This is a genomic window from Sphingomonas crocodyli, from assembly GCF_004005865.1.
In the GTDB taxonomy this organism is placed as follows: Bacteria; Pseudomonadota; Alphaproteobacteria; order Sphingomonadales; family Sphingomonadaceae; genus Rhizorhabdus; species Rhizorhabdus crocodyli.
Window position 1 is genome coordinate 521,990 of sequence record NZ_SACN01000002.1, and the last position, 14,410, is coordinate 536,399.

At 66.5% G+C, this 14,410-nt stretch carries 13 protein-coding genes and 1 other RNA gene; 10 read left to right on the plus strand and 4 right to left on the minus strand.

Annotation, left to right across the window (positions count from 1 at the left end; translation table 11 throughout):
• Positions 1 to 58 precede the first annotated feature (58 nt).
• Positions 59 to 277, minus strand: a complete 219-nt coding sequence (locus tag EOD43_RS17115; RefSeq protein ID WP_127745239.1) for a NepR family anti-sigma factor — start codon at positions 275 to 277, stop codon at positions 59 to 61.
• Positions 278 to 535: 258 nt separating this feature from the next.
• On the opposite strand from EOD43_RS17115, the gene EOD43_RS17120 reads away from it, so the two are divergent.
• The 10 genes from EOD43_RS17120 (at position 536) to EOD43_RS17165 (ending at position 11,757) form a co-directional block, all read left to right on the plus strand.
• A complete protein-coding gene (locus EOD43_RS17120; protein WP_127745240.1) occupies positions 536 to 1,336 on the plus strand; it encodes a response regulator in 801 nt (266 codons plus the stop codon).
• A gap of 189 nt (positions 1,337 to 1,525) precedes the next feature.
• Positions 1,526 to 2,179, plus strand: a complete 654-nt coding sequence (locus EOD43_RS17125) for a sigma-70 family RNA polymerase sigma factor (protein WP_127745241.1) — start codon at positions 1,526 to 1,528, stop codon at positions 2,177 to 2,179.
• 436 nt (positions 2,180 to 2,615) lie between these two features.
• Complete coding sequence (locus tag EOD43_RS17130; protein ID WP_127745242.1) at positions 2,616 to 5,300, plus strand: bifunctional [glutamine synthetase] adenylyltransferase/[glutamine synthetase]-adenylyl-L-tyrosine phosphorylase; 2,685 nt, start codon at positions 2,616 to 2,618, stop codon at positions 5,298 to 5,300.
• A 109-nt stretch (positions 5,301 to 5,409) separates the two neighbouring features.
• Positions 5,410 to 7,329: a [protein-PII] uridylyltransferase family protein gene (locus EOD43_RS17135; protein ID WP_127745243.1), complete on the plus strand. Its 1,920-nt coding sequence runs from the start codon at positions 5,410 to 5,412 to the stop codon at positions 7,327 to 7,329.
• A 148-nt stretch (positions 7,330 to 7,477) separates the two neighbouring features.
• Positions 7,478 to 7,954, plus strand: coding sequence for a peroxiredoxin (locus tag EOD43_RS17140; RefSeq protein ID WP_127745244.1), 477 nt, complete (start codon positions 7,478 to 7,480; stop codon positions 7,952 to 7,954).
• A complete protein-coding gene (locus tag EOD43_RS17145; RefSeq protein WP_127745245.1) occupies positions 7,951 to 8,805 on the plus strand; it encodes a ferritin-like domain-containing protein in 855 nt (284 codons plus the stop codon). The genes EOD43_RS17140 and EOD43_RS17145 overlap by 4 nt, the downstream gene beginning before the upstream one ends.
• 64 nt (positions 8,806 to 8,869) lie before the next feature.
• Positions 8,870 to 9,505 carry a M23 family metallopeptidase gene (locus EOD43_RS17150; RefSeq protein WP_127745246.1) on the plus strand — a complete coding sequence of 212 codons (636 nt, stop codon included), beginning with the start codon at positions 8,870 to 8,872 and terminating at the stop codon, positions 9,503 to 9,505.
• Between the two features lie 43 nt (positions 9,506 to 9,548).
• Entirely contained in the window at positions 9,549 to 9,878 is a 330-nt protein-coding gene (gene erpA, locus EOD43_RS17155; protein ID WP_127745247.1) for an iron-sulfur cluster insertion protein ErpA, read from the plus strand.
• Between the two features lie 80 nt (positions 9,879 to 9,958).
• An RNA gene (gene ffs / locus EOD43_RS17160) (signal recognition particle sRNA small type) lies at positions 9,959 to 10,056 on the plus strand.
• Between the two features lie 48 nt (positions 10,057 to 10,104).
• Positions 10,105 to 11,757, plus strand: coding sequence for a DNA polymerase III subunit gamma/tau (locus tag EOD43_RS17165; RefSeq protein WP_127745248.1), 1,653 nt, complete (start codon positions 10,105 to 10,107; stop codon positions 11,755 to 11,757).
• 40 nt (positions 11,758 to 11,797) lie between these two features.
• Here EOD43_RS17165 and EOD43_RS17170 read toward each other — a convergent pair whose 3' ends face one another.
• The 3 genes from EOD43_RS17170 to purC all read right to left on the minus strand — a co-directional run bounded on the left by EOD43_RS17170 (position 11,798) and on the right by purC (position 14,374).
• The gene (locus tag EOD43_RS17170) at positions 11,798 to 12,613 is read right to left on the minus strand and encodes a ferredoxin--NADP reductase (protein ID WP_127745249.1); all 816 of its coding nucleotides are present in this window, start codon (positions 12,611 to 12,613) and stop codon (positions 11,798 to 11,800) included.
• Between the two features lie 178 nt (positions 12,614 to 12,791).
• Positions 12,792 to 13,445 (minus strand): RBBP9/YdeN family alpha/beta hydrolase, encoded by a 654-nt coding sequence (locus EOD43_RS17175; RefSeq protein WP_127745250.1) that lies wholly within the window; start codon positions 13,443 to 13,445, stop codon positions 12,792 to 12,794.
• 152 nt (positions 13,446 to 13,597) lie between these two features.
• Positions 13,598 to 14,374, minus strand: coding sequence for a phosphoribosylaminoimidazolesuccinocarboxamide synthase (gene purC / locus EOD43_RS17180; RefSeq protein ID WP_127745251.1), 777 nt, complete (start codon positions 14,372 to 14,374; stop codon positions 13,598 to 13,600).
• Between the last annotated feature and the right edge of the window lie 36 nt (positions 14,375 to 14,410).

A 14,410-nucleotide genomic window follows, 5' to 3' on the forward strand; every position in this document is an offset into this window, starting at 1 on the left:
GTACCGAAACAGTCCCCGCGCGAGCGCGGTATCGATGCAGGCGTCGCAGCCGGCACCGTCAGTCCAGCTTGCTCAGCAGATCCAGGAATTCGTCGGGGATCTTTTCATTGACGGTCTCGGTGTAAACCGAGCGCAGCGCATTGCCGACGCCGCCATCACGGGCGCCGTCGCGCTTCTTGCGCGCGGGCTTGGGCGTGCTCGCTTTCGGTTCGCCCCCAATCTGGTCGTCGGTAGGCTCCAAGCGGCCAGCACCCCTGATCATCGTTTCTTCGTCCACGCCAAACCCCGCGGGCTTTACGGCCAATGGCCAGCCCTGTCATGATCGTTGCGGACGCTTAATGGTTGATGCCATAAAATGCACACCGCGGTCAGGAAACAAAAAACTGTCCCGTTGGTTCCACGTTCCGAATGTCAATTTGCGCGCATTCGAATTTTGGGGGTCCGGGCGGCTTCCGCTGGGTGGGAGGGGTACCTATCTCCTTGATCCACCGCGCGGAGGCCAGATTGGCCCGCAGTCAGGGAGAATAAGAAGACCATGTCGCTTGGCCAGAAACTCGCGCCGCACCTGCCCTTCCTTCGGCGCTATGCGCGCGCGCTGACCGGCAGCCAGAGCCACGGCGACAATTATGTGCGCGCGACGCTGGAGGCCATCGTCGCGGCGCCGGGCGATTTCCCCGCCGACGTCGACGCGCGCGTCGGCCTGTATCGCACCTTCCAGGCGATCTGGCAGTCGACCAGCTTCGACGATGACGGCGCGGCCCAGCCGCCCTTCGGCGCGGAGCGCGAGGCGGTGGCCCAGGCGCGCCTGCAAACGATTACCCCGCTGTCGCGCCAGGCGCTGCTGCTGACCGCGATGGAAGGCTTCACCGTCACCGAGACCGCCTATCTGATCGATTCGAGCGACGACGAGGTCGAGGCGCTCGTCGCCGATGCGGTTGCCGAGATCGAGCGGCAGACGCGCACCGACGTGCTGATCATCGAGGATGAGCCGATCATCGCGATGGACCTCGAAACGATCGTCCGCGATCTGGGCCACAGCGTCACCGGTGTCGCCGTGACCCGCGACGAGGCCGTCGCGCAGGCGCATGCCCATCGTCCGGGTCTCGTCCTTGCCGACATCCAGTTGGCCGACGACAGTTCGGGCATCGATGCGGTGAAGGACATCCTGGCCGAGTTCAGCGTACCGGTGATCTTCATCACCGCCTTCCCCGAACGCCTGCTGACCGGCGAGCGGCCCGAGCCGACCTTCCTGATCACCAAGCCGTTCCAGCGTTCCACGGTGCGCGCGGCGATCAGCCAGGCCCTGTTCTTCGACGCGGCGACCGTCGCGGCCTGAGCAGAACAATTGGTCCAGTAGCGAAACGATTGGAACCCGTTACGGCAGTGCCCGTTTAACCTTCGAAAGTGCGAAGCCGCGAAGTGGGCGACACGGCCCCTTCGCGGAATTGCCATATCGCATGAGGTACATCGGGTGTATCTGGCCAACTTTAATGGCGCTTCGGGCGCCGCCGGGGTGAAAGCGCGTATGATCGATAGCGAAGGCGAAAAGCCGGAAAATCCGGAGCCTGTCGCGCTGTCCGATGGTGAGTTCAAGGATGAGCTTGCCCGTGTGATTCCCCACCTGCGCGCCTTTGGTCGCTCGCTTTCGGGCAATCGCGATCTGGCAGACGATCTGGTGCAGGAAACGCTGATGAAGGCATGGGCAGCGCGCAAGCGCTTCCAGGCCGGAACCAACATGCGCGCCTGGACCTTCATCATCCTGCGCAACCTGTTCCTGTCGCAGATGCGCCGCGCGCGCTTCCGCGGCGAATGGGATGAATTGACGGCGTCGAAGCTGCTCGCAGCACCTGCATCGCAGGATCGCCACGTCGAACTGGCCGACATGCAGCGTGCTTTGCTCCATCTGCCGCAGCCGCAGCGCGAGGCGCTGATCCTCGTCGGCGCGGGTGGCTTCGCTTATGAAGAAGCCGCCGAGATCTGCGGCTGTGCGGTCGGCACGATCAAGAGCCGCGTCGCGCGCGGCCGCGCCGCGCTGGAGGAACTGCTCGCCAACGGGCAGCTTCCGTCGCGCCGCGAGCACAAGACCGATACGTCGACCACGACGCTGCAGCAGATCATGTCGGACGTCGACAGCCTCAGCCGTGATCGTGCGCCGTCGCTGGATGATACGGACGGATAACTTCCGCAAACCGGTTCAGACCAATGGCCTGTTGGCTTACAGGGTTGTCAGCGCCCATAAGTTGGGCATGTCGTTTTTGTGCTTTTTTGGTGTCCACCGCCGCTGGACCGATTTCGTCGCCTTCTCTGAAAGGCGCGAGATGCGGCGGTGCGCGCACTGCGGCACCGTGCAGCTGCGTGACAGGCGCTAAGCGCCCGCTTTATCGATCGAGACGGCTGAGCAGTTTGCGCCAATCCTCGGGGATCGGCGCGGTCTGCCCATAAGCAGCGCGCAGGGCATTGCCCACGCCTTCGTGGGTCGCCGGCGCCGCAATATTTTGCGGCGGGCGGAGAGTCCCTTCACGGGGCCTGTAAGCATCGCTACTCGTCATATCCTGTATAACGCACGGATTCCTCGCGGGTTGCGCATTCCGTCGCAGCGCGTATCGGAAGCGATCATGGGAACCGGCCTGCCTTCCGCCGCCCTCGATGCGTTGCTTGCGCGGATCGACCGGCATTCTCCTTTCCTGCGCGTGATCGCCCGGCAGCGGACCGAGATCGTCGAAGCGATCGCGCAGGATGGCGTCGATGCGATGATCCGCGCGCAATGCGTGGCGGTCGATCCGGCCGATGCGGCGCGTGAGCTGCGTCGGCAGCGGCAGGCGGTGGCGCTGGGCGTCGCGATTGCCGATCTGGGCGGCGCGCCGCTGGAACAGGTGGTCCGCTGGCTGTCCGACTTTGCCGATCATGCGCTCGACAATGCGATCCGCGTCGCAATTGTGGAACGCACGCCCGATGCCGATCCGGTCGGCTTCGCCGCGCTGGCACTGGGCAAGCATGGCAGCCGCGAACTCAATTATTCGTCGGATATCGATCCGATCCTGATCTTCGATCCCGAGAGCCTGCCGCGCCGGGCGCGTGAGGAGCCGATCGAGGCGGCGGTGCGGATCGCCAAGCGTGTCGTCGATCTGCTCCAGACGCGCGACGGGGATGGCTATGTCTTCCGCGTCGACCTGCGCCTGCGCCCCGCGCCGGAGGCGACTCCGGTGGCACTCCCCTACGAAGCCGCGCTCAGCCATTATGAGTCGGCCGCTTTGTCGTGGGAGCGAGCCGCCTTCATCCGTGCGCGCGCGGCTGCTGGCGATATTACGCTCGGACAAAGCTTCCTCGATGCGATCCGCCCGTTCGTGTGGCGTCGCTCGCTCGATTTCGGGGCCATCGCCGAAATCCGTGCGATGTCGCACCGCATCCGCGATCATCATGCGCAGGGGCAGAAATTCGGCCTCGGCTATGATCTCAAGCGTGGCCGCGGCGGCATTCGTGAGGTCGAATTCTACGCGCAGATCCACCAGCTGATCCACGGCGGCCGCGATCCCGCGCTGCGGGCGCCCGCGACGCTCGACGCGCTGGCGGCGCTGGGCGCCGCCGGGGTGATCGGGGAAGGGGAGGCGCGTGAACTGGCCGACGCCTATCGCCTGTTCCGCACCATTGAACATCGGCTGCAGATGGTCGACGATCAACAGACGCACCGCCTGCCCAAACAGGCCGATGCGCTCGACAATGTCGCAGCTCTCGATGGCATGGCCGATGGCGACGCGCTGATCGCGCGGCTGCGCCCGCATGTCGACAGGATCGGCACGCTCTACGACGCACTCGACGGCGAACCCGTCCGCAGCATGCCCGCCGCCGGCGATCAGCTAGAGGAGGCGCTGGCCGCAAGCGGCTTCGCCGATCCCGCCGCCGCACGCCGCCGCATCGATCAGTTGCGCGAAGGCAAGGCCCGCGCGCTGCGCACCCCCGTCGCGCAGGCGGCGCTGGAGGCGATGCTGCCCAAGCTGATCGAGGCGATGGGCCGCGCGCCCGATCCCGATCAGGCGTTTGCGCGCTTCGACGATCTGGTTGGCGGCCTGCCGAGCGCGCTCAACCTGTTCCGCCTGCTCGAAGCGCGGCCCGCGCTCGCCGCGCTCGTGATCGCGGTCCTCGGCCATGCGCCCACGTTGGCGCAGGCGCTGGCGCGGCGGCCCGCCTTGCTTGACGGCCTGATCGACGCGACCGCCTTCGCGCCCGCGCCTTCCACCGAAATTCTCGCCGCCGAGTTTTGCGGGATGGAGCGCGGCGATGGCTATGAGGATCTGCTCGATCATGTCCGCCAGCTTGTCGGCGAACGTCGCTTCGCGTTGGGCGTCCAGCTGATCGAGGGGGCGGCCGATCCGATCGATATCGGCGGCGGTTATGCCCGCGTGGCCGAAGCCGCGCTGCAGGTGATCGCATCGGCGGCGGTCGCCGAGTTTGAACGCGTGCATGGCAAGGTGCCCGGCGGCGAGTTGGTCGTGCTGGCGCTCGGCCGGCTGGGGGGCGGGGCGCTCACCCACGCATCGGACCTCGATCTCGTCTATCTGTTCACGGGCGACATCATGCCCGAATCCGATGGGCCGAAGCCGCTGGGCGCCACCACCTATTTTAACCGGCTGGCGAGCCGGGTGTCGGCCGCGCTCTCGGTGCCCACCGCATCCGGTCCGCTCTACGAAGTCGATACGCGCCTGCGGCCTTCGGGCACGCAGGGTCTGCTCGCCGTCTCGGTCGACAGCTTCGCGCGTTATCAGCGTGAGGGGGCGTGGACGTGGGAGCATATGGCGCTCACCCGCGCGCGGCCGATCTTCGGATCGGATGCGGCGCGTGCCGAAGTCGCCGCCATCGTCGACGAAACGCTGCGGCGGAAGCGCGATGCCGAGGAGACTCGGTCCGACGCCGTGCGGATGCGCGCCGATATGGCGCGGCACAAGCCGCCCGCCGGCCCCTATGACGTCAAGCTGATCCCCGGCGGCCTCGTCGATGCCGAGTTCACGGTCCATCTGCTCCAGCTGACGCACCATGTCGGGCTCGATCCACGCCTGCGCGCCGCCGCCCGCGCGCTCGCCGATGCGGGGCTGCTCGATTCCGGGTTCGCCGACGCGCACGCCTTGCTTACCCGAATGTTGGTGACGCTTCGTCTGGTCGCACCGGACTCGGGGGAGCCGCCGGAGGCGTCCCGCGCGCTGGTCGCCAAGGCTTGCGGCCACGCCGATTGGGATGCGCTTACAGTGGCTTATGAAATGGCACGCGCCCTGATCGCGGGGGAATGGGCGCGGGTGTCGGCGCAATAGGTTAAAGGCGCCGAAACCAATACCCGAAACCGTCCTTATGCGGTTCGTGGGGTAATACCCCTCTCATGTTGTTTTTGCGTACCCCCCAGCAGCCGTCGCGGAGGCCGATGTGAAGGCCGACACCGCGTTCCGCAATTTCGCGACCTCGGGGCGCGACACGGCCGATCCGGCGGCTCTGCTCGATCGGATCGGGCACAGCTATGCCGCGCTCCGGGCGCAGGCGGCGGGGAATGCCTTCGATCGGCTGTTCGCGCAGCTCAACCGGACGACGATGGCCGCGGCCGATCTGCTCGCCGGCATCGGCGCCAGCGACACGCTCACCCTCGGCTCGCAGCGCGATTATGATGCGCAGCAGGCGCTGCTGCTGACCGAACTGGCGCAGGTCGAGGCGCTGGTCGGCCCGTCGCCCGAACAGCTGATGACTGCCGAATATGCCGAGGCGACCGTCCGCGCTGCCGAGGCGCTGTCGATCCTGGCGACCCTGCGCGCCGATACCGCGGCGCTGCACGGCGCGTTGGTCGATACGCTGCGCCGTGCGCTGTTCCCCGGCGTCACCGATCCGGTCGAACTCGCGCTCAGCGAAGTCGGCTTCGCCGATCCGATCAGCGCCGCGGCGCGCTTCCGCGAATGGGATGAGGGCCGCTGCGCCGTCCTCGCCACCTCGGCCGAGCGGCGCGCGATGAAGGCGGTGGTGCCCGGCCTGCTCCAGGCGATCGCCCACTTCCCCGATCCCGATGCGGTCCTCGCCGTGTTCGACGAGATCGTCGTGCGCCAGCCGGCTGGGGTTGCGCTGTTCAGCAGCTTCGAAGCGCGCCCGTCGCTGCTTCTGTCGATGCTGGGCGTGATCGGCCGCGCGCCGTCGCTCGCCCGCCATCTGGTCGTGCAGCCGCAGCTTGTCGGCCGCATGATCGACAGCAGCGTCTTCGCGCCGGTCCCCAAGGGTGCCGAAGTCGAGGCCGAACTGCGCCACATGCTTGCGGGCACCGATGCCCATGCCGGCGCGCTGCGCATGGCGGAGGCGGTGAACGCGCACCGTTTCGCGCTGGGCCTCCAGACGCTGGAGGCGACCGCCGACCTCGTCGATATCGCGCAAGGTTCGACCGACCTTGCCGAAGCGACGCTCAACGTCGTGACCGCGCATGTGCTGGCGGAAATGGCGGCGATCCACGGCAAGGTGCCGGGCTCGGAATTTCTCATCCTGGGCCTCGGCCGCTTCGGCGGTTCGGAGCTGACGCACCGCTCCGACCTCGATCTCGTCTATCTGTTCACCGGCGATCATCGGACCAACAGCGACGGCCGCCGCCCGCTCGACGCCAATGAATATTTCAGCCGGGTCGCGCGCCGGGTCTCGACGATGATGGCGACGATGACGACGCTCGGCCCGCTCTATCAGGTCGATACGCGCCTGCGCCCGTGGGGTGCGAAGGGCCTGCTCGCATGCTCGGTCGACTGCTTCGACGCCTATCATCGCGATGAGGCGTGGACGTGGGAGCATATGGCGCTCACCCGCGCACGGCCGGTCTTCGGTTCGGATGCGGGGCGCGAGACGCTGAAGCGCCTCGTCACCTGCCGCCTGCGCAGCCCCCGCAACCGCGCGACCCTGATCGCCGATGCGCTCAAGATGCGCGGCGATATCGCGCGCAACAAGGCGCCGCGCGGGGCCTTCGACGTCAAGCTGGTGCAGGGCGGGCTGGTCGATCTGGAGTTCGCGGTCCACACGCTGCAGCTCAACCATCATGTCGGCCTGCATCCGCGCCTGCGCGCGGCGATCCGTTCGCTGGTGGTCGCGGGTCTGGCCGATCGCTCGCTGATCGGTGCGCATGATCTGCTCAGCCGCCTGCTGATCGCGCTGCGCACCGTTTCCCCCCACGCGCACGAACCCGCGCCCGAGCGGCGCGACGCGATCGCCCAGGCATGCGGCCTGGCCGATTGGGACGCGCTGGTTACGGCTTATGCGCAGGCGCGGTCGATCGTCTCGGCGGCGTGGCAATCGGCGATCGCTTCGGTCCCGACCGCGCAGGCGGCCTGATGTCTTAGCCCCCTCCCGCGTGCGGGAGAGGGTTGGGAGAGGGTCTTCTTCTTTTCCTTCCCGCTACGAGGGGGAGAAGAAGACCCTCACTTGAAACCTCCGCTGTTCGGCGCGAAAGGCGGTTCCGACCAATAGGGAAGGAACCGCGATGCCCGTTCAAGGCGATAAGGCCCCCGATGTCGTGCTGACGATGCCCGACGGCGCGACGAAGCGCGTGTCGGACTGGGCCGGCAAGCCGCTCGTCGTCTATTTCTATCCGAAGGACGATACGCCGGGCTGCACCACCGAGGCGCAGGCCTTCACCGCGCTGGCGGACGATTTCGCCAAGGCGGGCGCCGCGATCCTCGGCATCTCGCGCGACACGCCGAAGCGGCACCAGAACTTCATCAAGAAGTACGACCTCAAGGTCGAACTCGCGACCGATGCCGACGGCCCGGATGCGGATGCCAAGGTGTGTGAGGCGTTCGGCGTGTGGGTGGAAAAGAGCCTGTACGGCCGGTCCTATATGGGCATCGAGCGCGCGACCTTCCTGATCGACAAGGACGGCATGATCGCCCGCGTCTGGCGCAAGGTGAAGGTCAAGGGCCACGCCGAAGAGGTACTGGAGGCCGTGAAGGCGCTTTGATCGACCTGAGCGAAGCCTGCCGCTTTGTCCTGCTCAGCGCCGATCCGCTGGCCAAGGTGAAGGCGGCGCGGCGGGTTGCGCGCGACTGGCGGCTGGGGCGGATCGACTTCGCCTTTGCCAGCGCGATGCCCGATCAGCCGGCGCGCACCGATCGCCCGCCTTTGCTGCCGCCCAATCGCATGCCCAAGCGGGGTAAGGCAGGGTCCGAACGCGCGCGGATCGCGATGCTCCATGCGCTCGCCCATATCGAATATGTCGCGATCGATCTCGCCTTCGATCTGGTCGGCCGCTTCGGCGCGCAGTTCCCGCGCGGCTTCGCCGATCGCTGGCTGGTGGTGGGGGCGGAGGAGGCGATGCATTTCGCGCTGATCGAACGCCGCCTCAACGCGCTCGGTGCCTCTTATGGCGATCTGCCCGCGCACGATGGTCTGTGGGAGGCGGCGGCCGCCACCGCGCATGATCCGCTCGCCCGGCTCGCCGTTGTTCCGATGGTGCTGGAAGCGCGCGCGCTGGATGTCACGCCCGCGATGATCGATCGCTTCGCATCTGCGGGAGACGATCGGTCGGCGAAGGTGCTGCGGCGAATTGCTGACGATGAAATCGGGCATGTCCGCGCCGGCGTCGACTGGTTCGAATGGGCTTGTGCGGCGCAACAGCGATTCGATTATCCCGCCGTCTGGGCGGAGATGCTAGCCTGCCACTTCAGGGGCATCGTTAAGCCTCCGTTCAACGACTCATCGCGCGAGCGGGCCGGCTTAACGAAAGCCTTCATGGCCGGGGTTGCCGGCCGGTGTGATCCCCAGCACAGTCCGGGTGTCGCAGCAGGGGGGGCAATCCTGACTTCGGCATAACGCAAACAGCGCCGGCTCCGCGCACGCGGTTTTGGCGCCAATAATGGCCGGGGTCGGGCACTAAATGTCGAAAATTGCTGCTGCTTTTCGCCGACTGACGATCCTTGTCGCCATGCTCGTCGCGCCGGTCGCCGTTCAGGCCGAGACCGCTCAGGCCGAAGCTGCCGGTCAGTTCCATGCACTGTTCATGTCGTGGAAGAAGCTGGATGCGATGGAAAAGGGCGTGATTTCGATCCCGTCGATCAAGCCCCTCGCCGATTTCACCTTCACCAGCGCCTTCGGCGTTCGCCGCGATCCGTTCCGTGGCGGCGCGGCGATGCACGCCGGCATCGATCTCGCGTCGAAGACGGGCACCCCGATTTACGCCACGGCCGACGGCATGGTGAACCGCGCCGAATGGTTCGGCGGCTACGGCAACTGCGTCGAAGTCGAACATGGCAAGGGCATCTCGACCCGTTATGGCCATATGTCGAAGATCGTCGCCCATCCGGGCCAGCGCGTTCATCGCGGCGACCTGATCGGCTATGTCGGCTCGACTGGCCGTTCGACCGGCCCGCACCTCCACTACGAAGTCCGCATCGACGGCCGCGCCGTCAACCCGATCCCCTTCCTCGAATCCGCCAACTACATCATGGCGATGAAGGACCGCGTGAGCGCCCCCGTGGCGCAGGGCGGCCCGGAAGACGAAGCGCAGGACTGATCTCCTGATTGTCGGAAGCACTCCGACACCCTATCTTAGGCGCATGAACGCCGAGATCGACATCACCCCGTCCGCCGCCGCCCGCGTTGCCGCGATCGCCGCGAAGACGGGCAAGCCCGCCATCTTGCGCCTCGCCATCGACGGCGGCGGCTGCGCGGGGTTCCAGTACAAGTTCGAGCTGGCCGATGCCCCGGCGGAGGACGACACCGTCGCCACGCGCGACGGCGTGTCGCTGGTGGTCGATGCGATCAGCCTCGATCTCGTTCGCGGCGGCGCGGTCGATTATGTCGAATCGCTGGGTGGTGCCGCCTTCCGCGTGACCAATCCCAATGCGGCCTCGGGCTGCGGCTGCGGATCGAGCTTTTCGATCTGATCGTGTAGGAAGTTTCCTATAGGAAACTTTTGGCGCTCTCACGCCACCTTGCATCGTCGCCCCGCTTCGCCCATATGCGCCGCGGGAGTCGGGCGGACGGTGCCGTCGCCAACCTGGTCAGGCCCGGAAGGGAGCAGCCACAACGATTTCGCAACGGGTCGTCCCGGCTCCCACTTTCAACACATCTAGACGCGACAACAGGCGCTCTCCCCGATAGAGTTTGCCCATGTCCGAATCCCCGCAGCCTTACCGCGTTCTAGCCCGCAAATATCGCCCGCAAAGCTTCGCCGAACTGATCGGCCAGGATGCGATGGTGACGACGTTGGGCAATGCGATCCGGCGCGATCGGCTGGCGCATGCCTTCCTGCTCACCGGGGTTCGCGGGGTCGGCAAGACGTCGACCGCGCGGCTGATCGCCAAGGCGCTCAACTGCATCGGCCCGGACGGGCAGGGCGGTCCGACGATCGATCCGTGCGGTGTGTGCGAACCGTGCCGCGCGATCGCCGAGGGGCGGCATATCGACGTGGTCGAAATGGACGCCGCCAGCCATACCGGCGTCGACGACGTGCGCGAGATCATCGAGGCGGTGCGCTATGCCGCCGTCTCCGCGCGCTACAAGATCTACATCATCGACGAAGTCCACATGCTGTCGAAGAATGCGTTCAACGCGCTTCTGAAGACGCTTGAGGAGCCGCCGCCCCACGTCAAATTCCTGTTCGCCACCACGGAAGTGAACAAGGTTCCGATCACCGTCTTGTCGCGCTGCCAGCGTTTCGATCTGAAGCGCATTTCGGCCGAGACCTTGGGCGCGCATTTCGCGCGCGTGGTGGAGGCCGAGGGTGTCGAAGCCGACCCCGAGGCGCTCGCGCTCATCGCCCGCGCAGCGGAGGGTTCAGCACGCGACGGCCTGTCGATCCTCGATCAGGCGATCGCGCATGGATCGGGCAAGGTCGAGGCGGCGCAGGTGCGCGACATGCTCGGCCTGTCCGATCGCGGCGCGATCCGCCGGCTGTTCGGCGATCTGCTGTCGGGCGATGCGGAGGCGGTGCTCGCGGGCGTGCGCGGCCAATATGATCTGGGTGTCGAGCCGGCGGCGCTGCTCCACGGCCTGCTGGAGACGTGCCACGGCGTCACCCGCGCCAAGGTGTCGCGCACCGAAGATCCGGCCATGTCGGTCGAGGAGCGCGAGGCGCTGGCCGAATGGGCGTCGAAGCTCGGCTTCGCGACCTTGCACAAGCTCTGGCAATTGCTGCTCAAGGGACATGGCGAGGTTCAGTCGGCCGCGATGCCGATCGAGGCGGCGGAGATGGCGCTGCTGCGCGTCGTCCATGCCAGCCAGATGCCCGATCCGGGCGAACTGGCGCGCAAGCTGCTCGCCGGCGAGATCACGGCTCCGGCGGGCGGCGTAGCACCGGCAGCTGCACCGTCATCGGCGCCGGCTCCTGCCGCCTCTGCCCCGGTTGCGCCCGCCGCCGTGGCTGTTGCGGAGCCGCCGGCCCCGCCGCCGCTCCCCGCCGATGCGCAGGCGATCCACGATCTGCTGGAGAAGGCGCACCCGCTGCTTGCGGTGCAGTTCAACGATCATGCCTCGGTGATCCGCCTCGACGGCACCGATCTGGCGATAGCGCGCAATTCGTCGTTGCCGCTCAGCTTCGCCAACGATCTGGCGAATGCGCTCAAGAAGCTGACCGGTCAGGTCTGGACAGTGTCGATCGCCGAAGGGCAGGGCGAGCCGTCGCTGCGTGCGCGCGAACTGGCGGCCGAACATGCGGTGCGCGAGGAAATCCTCGCCTCCCCGCTCGTCCGCGCGGCGATGGAGGCGTTTCCAGGCGCTGAAATGGTCGAGTTCACGCCCACCGACAAGCGGCTGGCGTCGTAATCCAGGCGGCCCCGGCGCAAGGCCGGGGCACGCTGACGGATCAGCCTACGAACGCCTTTTCGATCACGAAATCGGCCGGGTGCGCGTTCGAACCTTCTTCGAAGCCGAGCCGTTCGAGGATCGCTGCGCAATCCTTGATCATGTCCATGCTGCCGCACATCATCGCGCGGTCGTGCATCGGATCGAGCTTGTGCTCGCCCTCGACGCCGTCGTCGAACAGGTCGGCCTTTTCCAGCAGCGTGGTGATGCGCTCCGAACGGTGGAACGGCTCGCGCGTCACCGTCGGGATATAATGCAGCTTCGCGCGCGCATCGTCGTCGAGCAGCGGATCGCCCTCGAGCTTCGCCTCGAGCAGCTCGCGATAGGCGAGGTCGCTCACGCGGCGCACCGAATGGAGCACGATGATCTGTTCGAACTGCACATAGACGTCGGGATCGCGGATCACCGACAGGAACGGCGCAAGGCCGGTGCCGGTGGCGAGCAGGAACAGGCGGCGGCCGGGCTTCAGCGCGTCGGTCACCAGCGTGCCGGTGGTCTTGCGCGCCATGTAGATTTCGTCGCCGGGCACGATCTTCTGCAGGCGCGAGGTCAGCGGGCCGTCCTCGACCTTGATCGACAGAAACTCGATCTCGTCGGAATAGGATGGCGATGCGATCGAATAAGCGCGCAGCAGCGGCTTGCCGCCTTCCTGCGGCAGGCCGATCATCACGAACTCGCCCGACCGGAAGCGCAACGCCGCAGGGCGCGAGATCGCGAAGCTGAACAGATGCTCGTTCCAATGTTTCACCCACAGCACCGTCTCGCTGTAGAACGCGCTGCTCTCAGGGATCTTCACCGGTTCGCGATTGCTCATCATGTCCACGCCGTCACACCGTCTTATTGCGAATGGGAAGCAACGCCCATAGGCCCGCTATCCCACCACGCCAACCCATTCTTGCTGGGGTGAGGCACAGTTAAGCTTGTTAGAGAGGGGGCCGCGCCCCGCTGGGCCGGAGAACCTCAGCGAGGCGCGGGGGAGCCGCGCCGCGAGAGGGTCAGCGGCGCAGCAACGCCGGCCCGCTATTGGGAGCGGACAGGCGCCATTCGGGAAGGTTGAGCAGGTGGTGGCGCGCTTCGTGATCGTCGACCAGATCGATGAAGCGATCGAGCAGTTCCTCGCCATCGGGCCAGAAGCCGATGCCGTCGGCGGGGCCGAAGCCGCCGCATCCGTCGAACCGCGCAAAGCCCGCGCCCCATTGGCGCGCGATGCTGAACGCCCGCTCGATCGGCAGCGCGGGATCGTCATCGCTGCCGGCGACCAAAGCAGGGAAGGGGAGGACCGAGCAGGGGAGCGGCGCCATTTCGACCGCTTCGATCTCCTGCGGATCGGCCGGGGCGACCAGAAGCGCCGCGACGATGCCGGGCGCGTCCTCGCCGCTCATCAGGTTCGCCCACCACGCGATGGTGAGTGCGCCGAGGCCGTGGCCGACCAGGACGACGGGCGCGCCCGCGCGGTGCACCGCCTGATCGAGCCGGCCGACCAGGCTATTGCGGTTGGGGGTGGCGCTGGTGCCCAGATCGAGCACCGCGCAATCCATGCGGGATGCGGCCCAGTGGCGTTGCCAATAGCCCGGCCGATCCGAAGCCGGATCGGGCAGCATCAGCACCATCGGTGCCGTGGACGGATGCTCGTAACGGGTCGTCGCCATAGCCGCGGACTCCTCGCTCTGATGCAGGAAACATGCTCCTGCTCGAACGAAGAGTCATTACTACCGATCCGCTTTTAAATGGCCTCTGCGACCAACTGCGGCTGGGGTGCGGCAGGCTGAATGCCAGATGAACGCAGCTGCGTTCGCCGGGCTTACTTGCCCTTGCTCTTACGGTGCTTGTCGAGGTCCAGGACCATCGTTTCGCCTTCGGGCAGCAGCCCGAGTCGGCGTGCGATCTCCTGATAGGCTTCGACTTCGCCGCCCAGATCCTGACGGAAACGATCCTTGTCCAGCTTCTCGCCGGTGGCCATGTCCCACAGGCGGCAGCCGTCGGGGCTGATCTCGTCGGCCAGGATCACGCGGCTGTAATCGCCGTCGAAGAAGCGGCCGAATTCCAGCTTGAAGTCGACCAGGCGGATGCCGATTCCGGCAAACAGGCCGCACATGAAATCGTTCACGCGGATCGCCATGTCGGCGATGTCGTGCATCTCTTCCTGGCTGGCCCAGCCGAAGCAGGCGATATGCTCGTCGGCGACCATCGGATCGCCCAGCGCATCGTCCTTATAATAATATTCGATGATCGTGCGGGGCAGTTGGGTGCCCTCCTCGATCCCCAGGCGCTTTGTGATCGAACCGGCGGCGACATTGCGCACGACGACCTCGATCGGAATGATCTCGACCTGGCGGATCAACTGTTCGCGCATGTTCAGGCGGCGGATGAAGTGGGTCGGAACGCCGATCATGCCGAGCAGGGTGAAGATATGCTCGGAAATGCGATTGTTCAGGACGCCCTTGCCGTTGATCGTGCCCTTCTTCTGGGCGTTGAAGGCGGTCGCATCGTCCTTGAAATACTGGATCAGCGTGCCGGGCTCGGGGCCTTCGTAAAGGATCTTGGCCTTGCCTTCGTAGATCTGGCGGCGGCGGGTCATGTCGGTCGGGCCTCCAATGGGCTCGCAAAAGCGTGA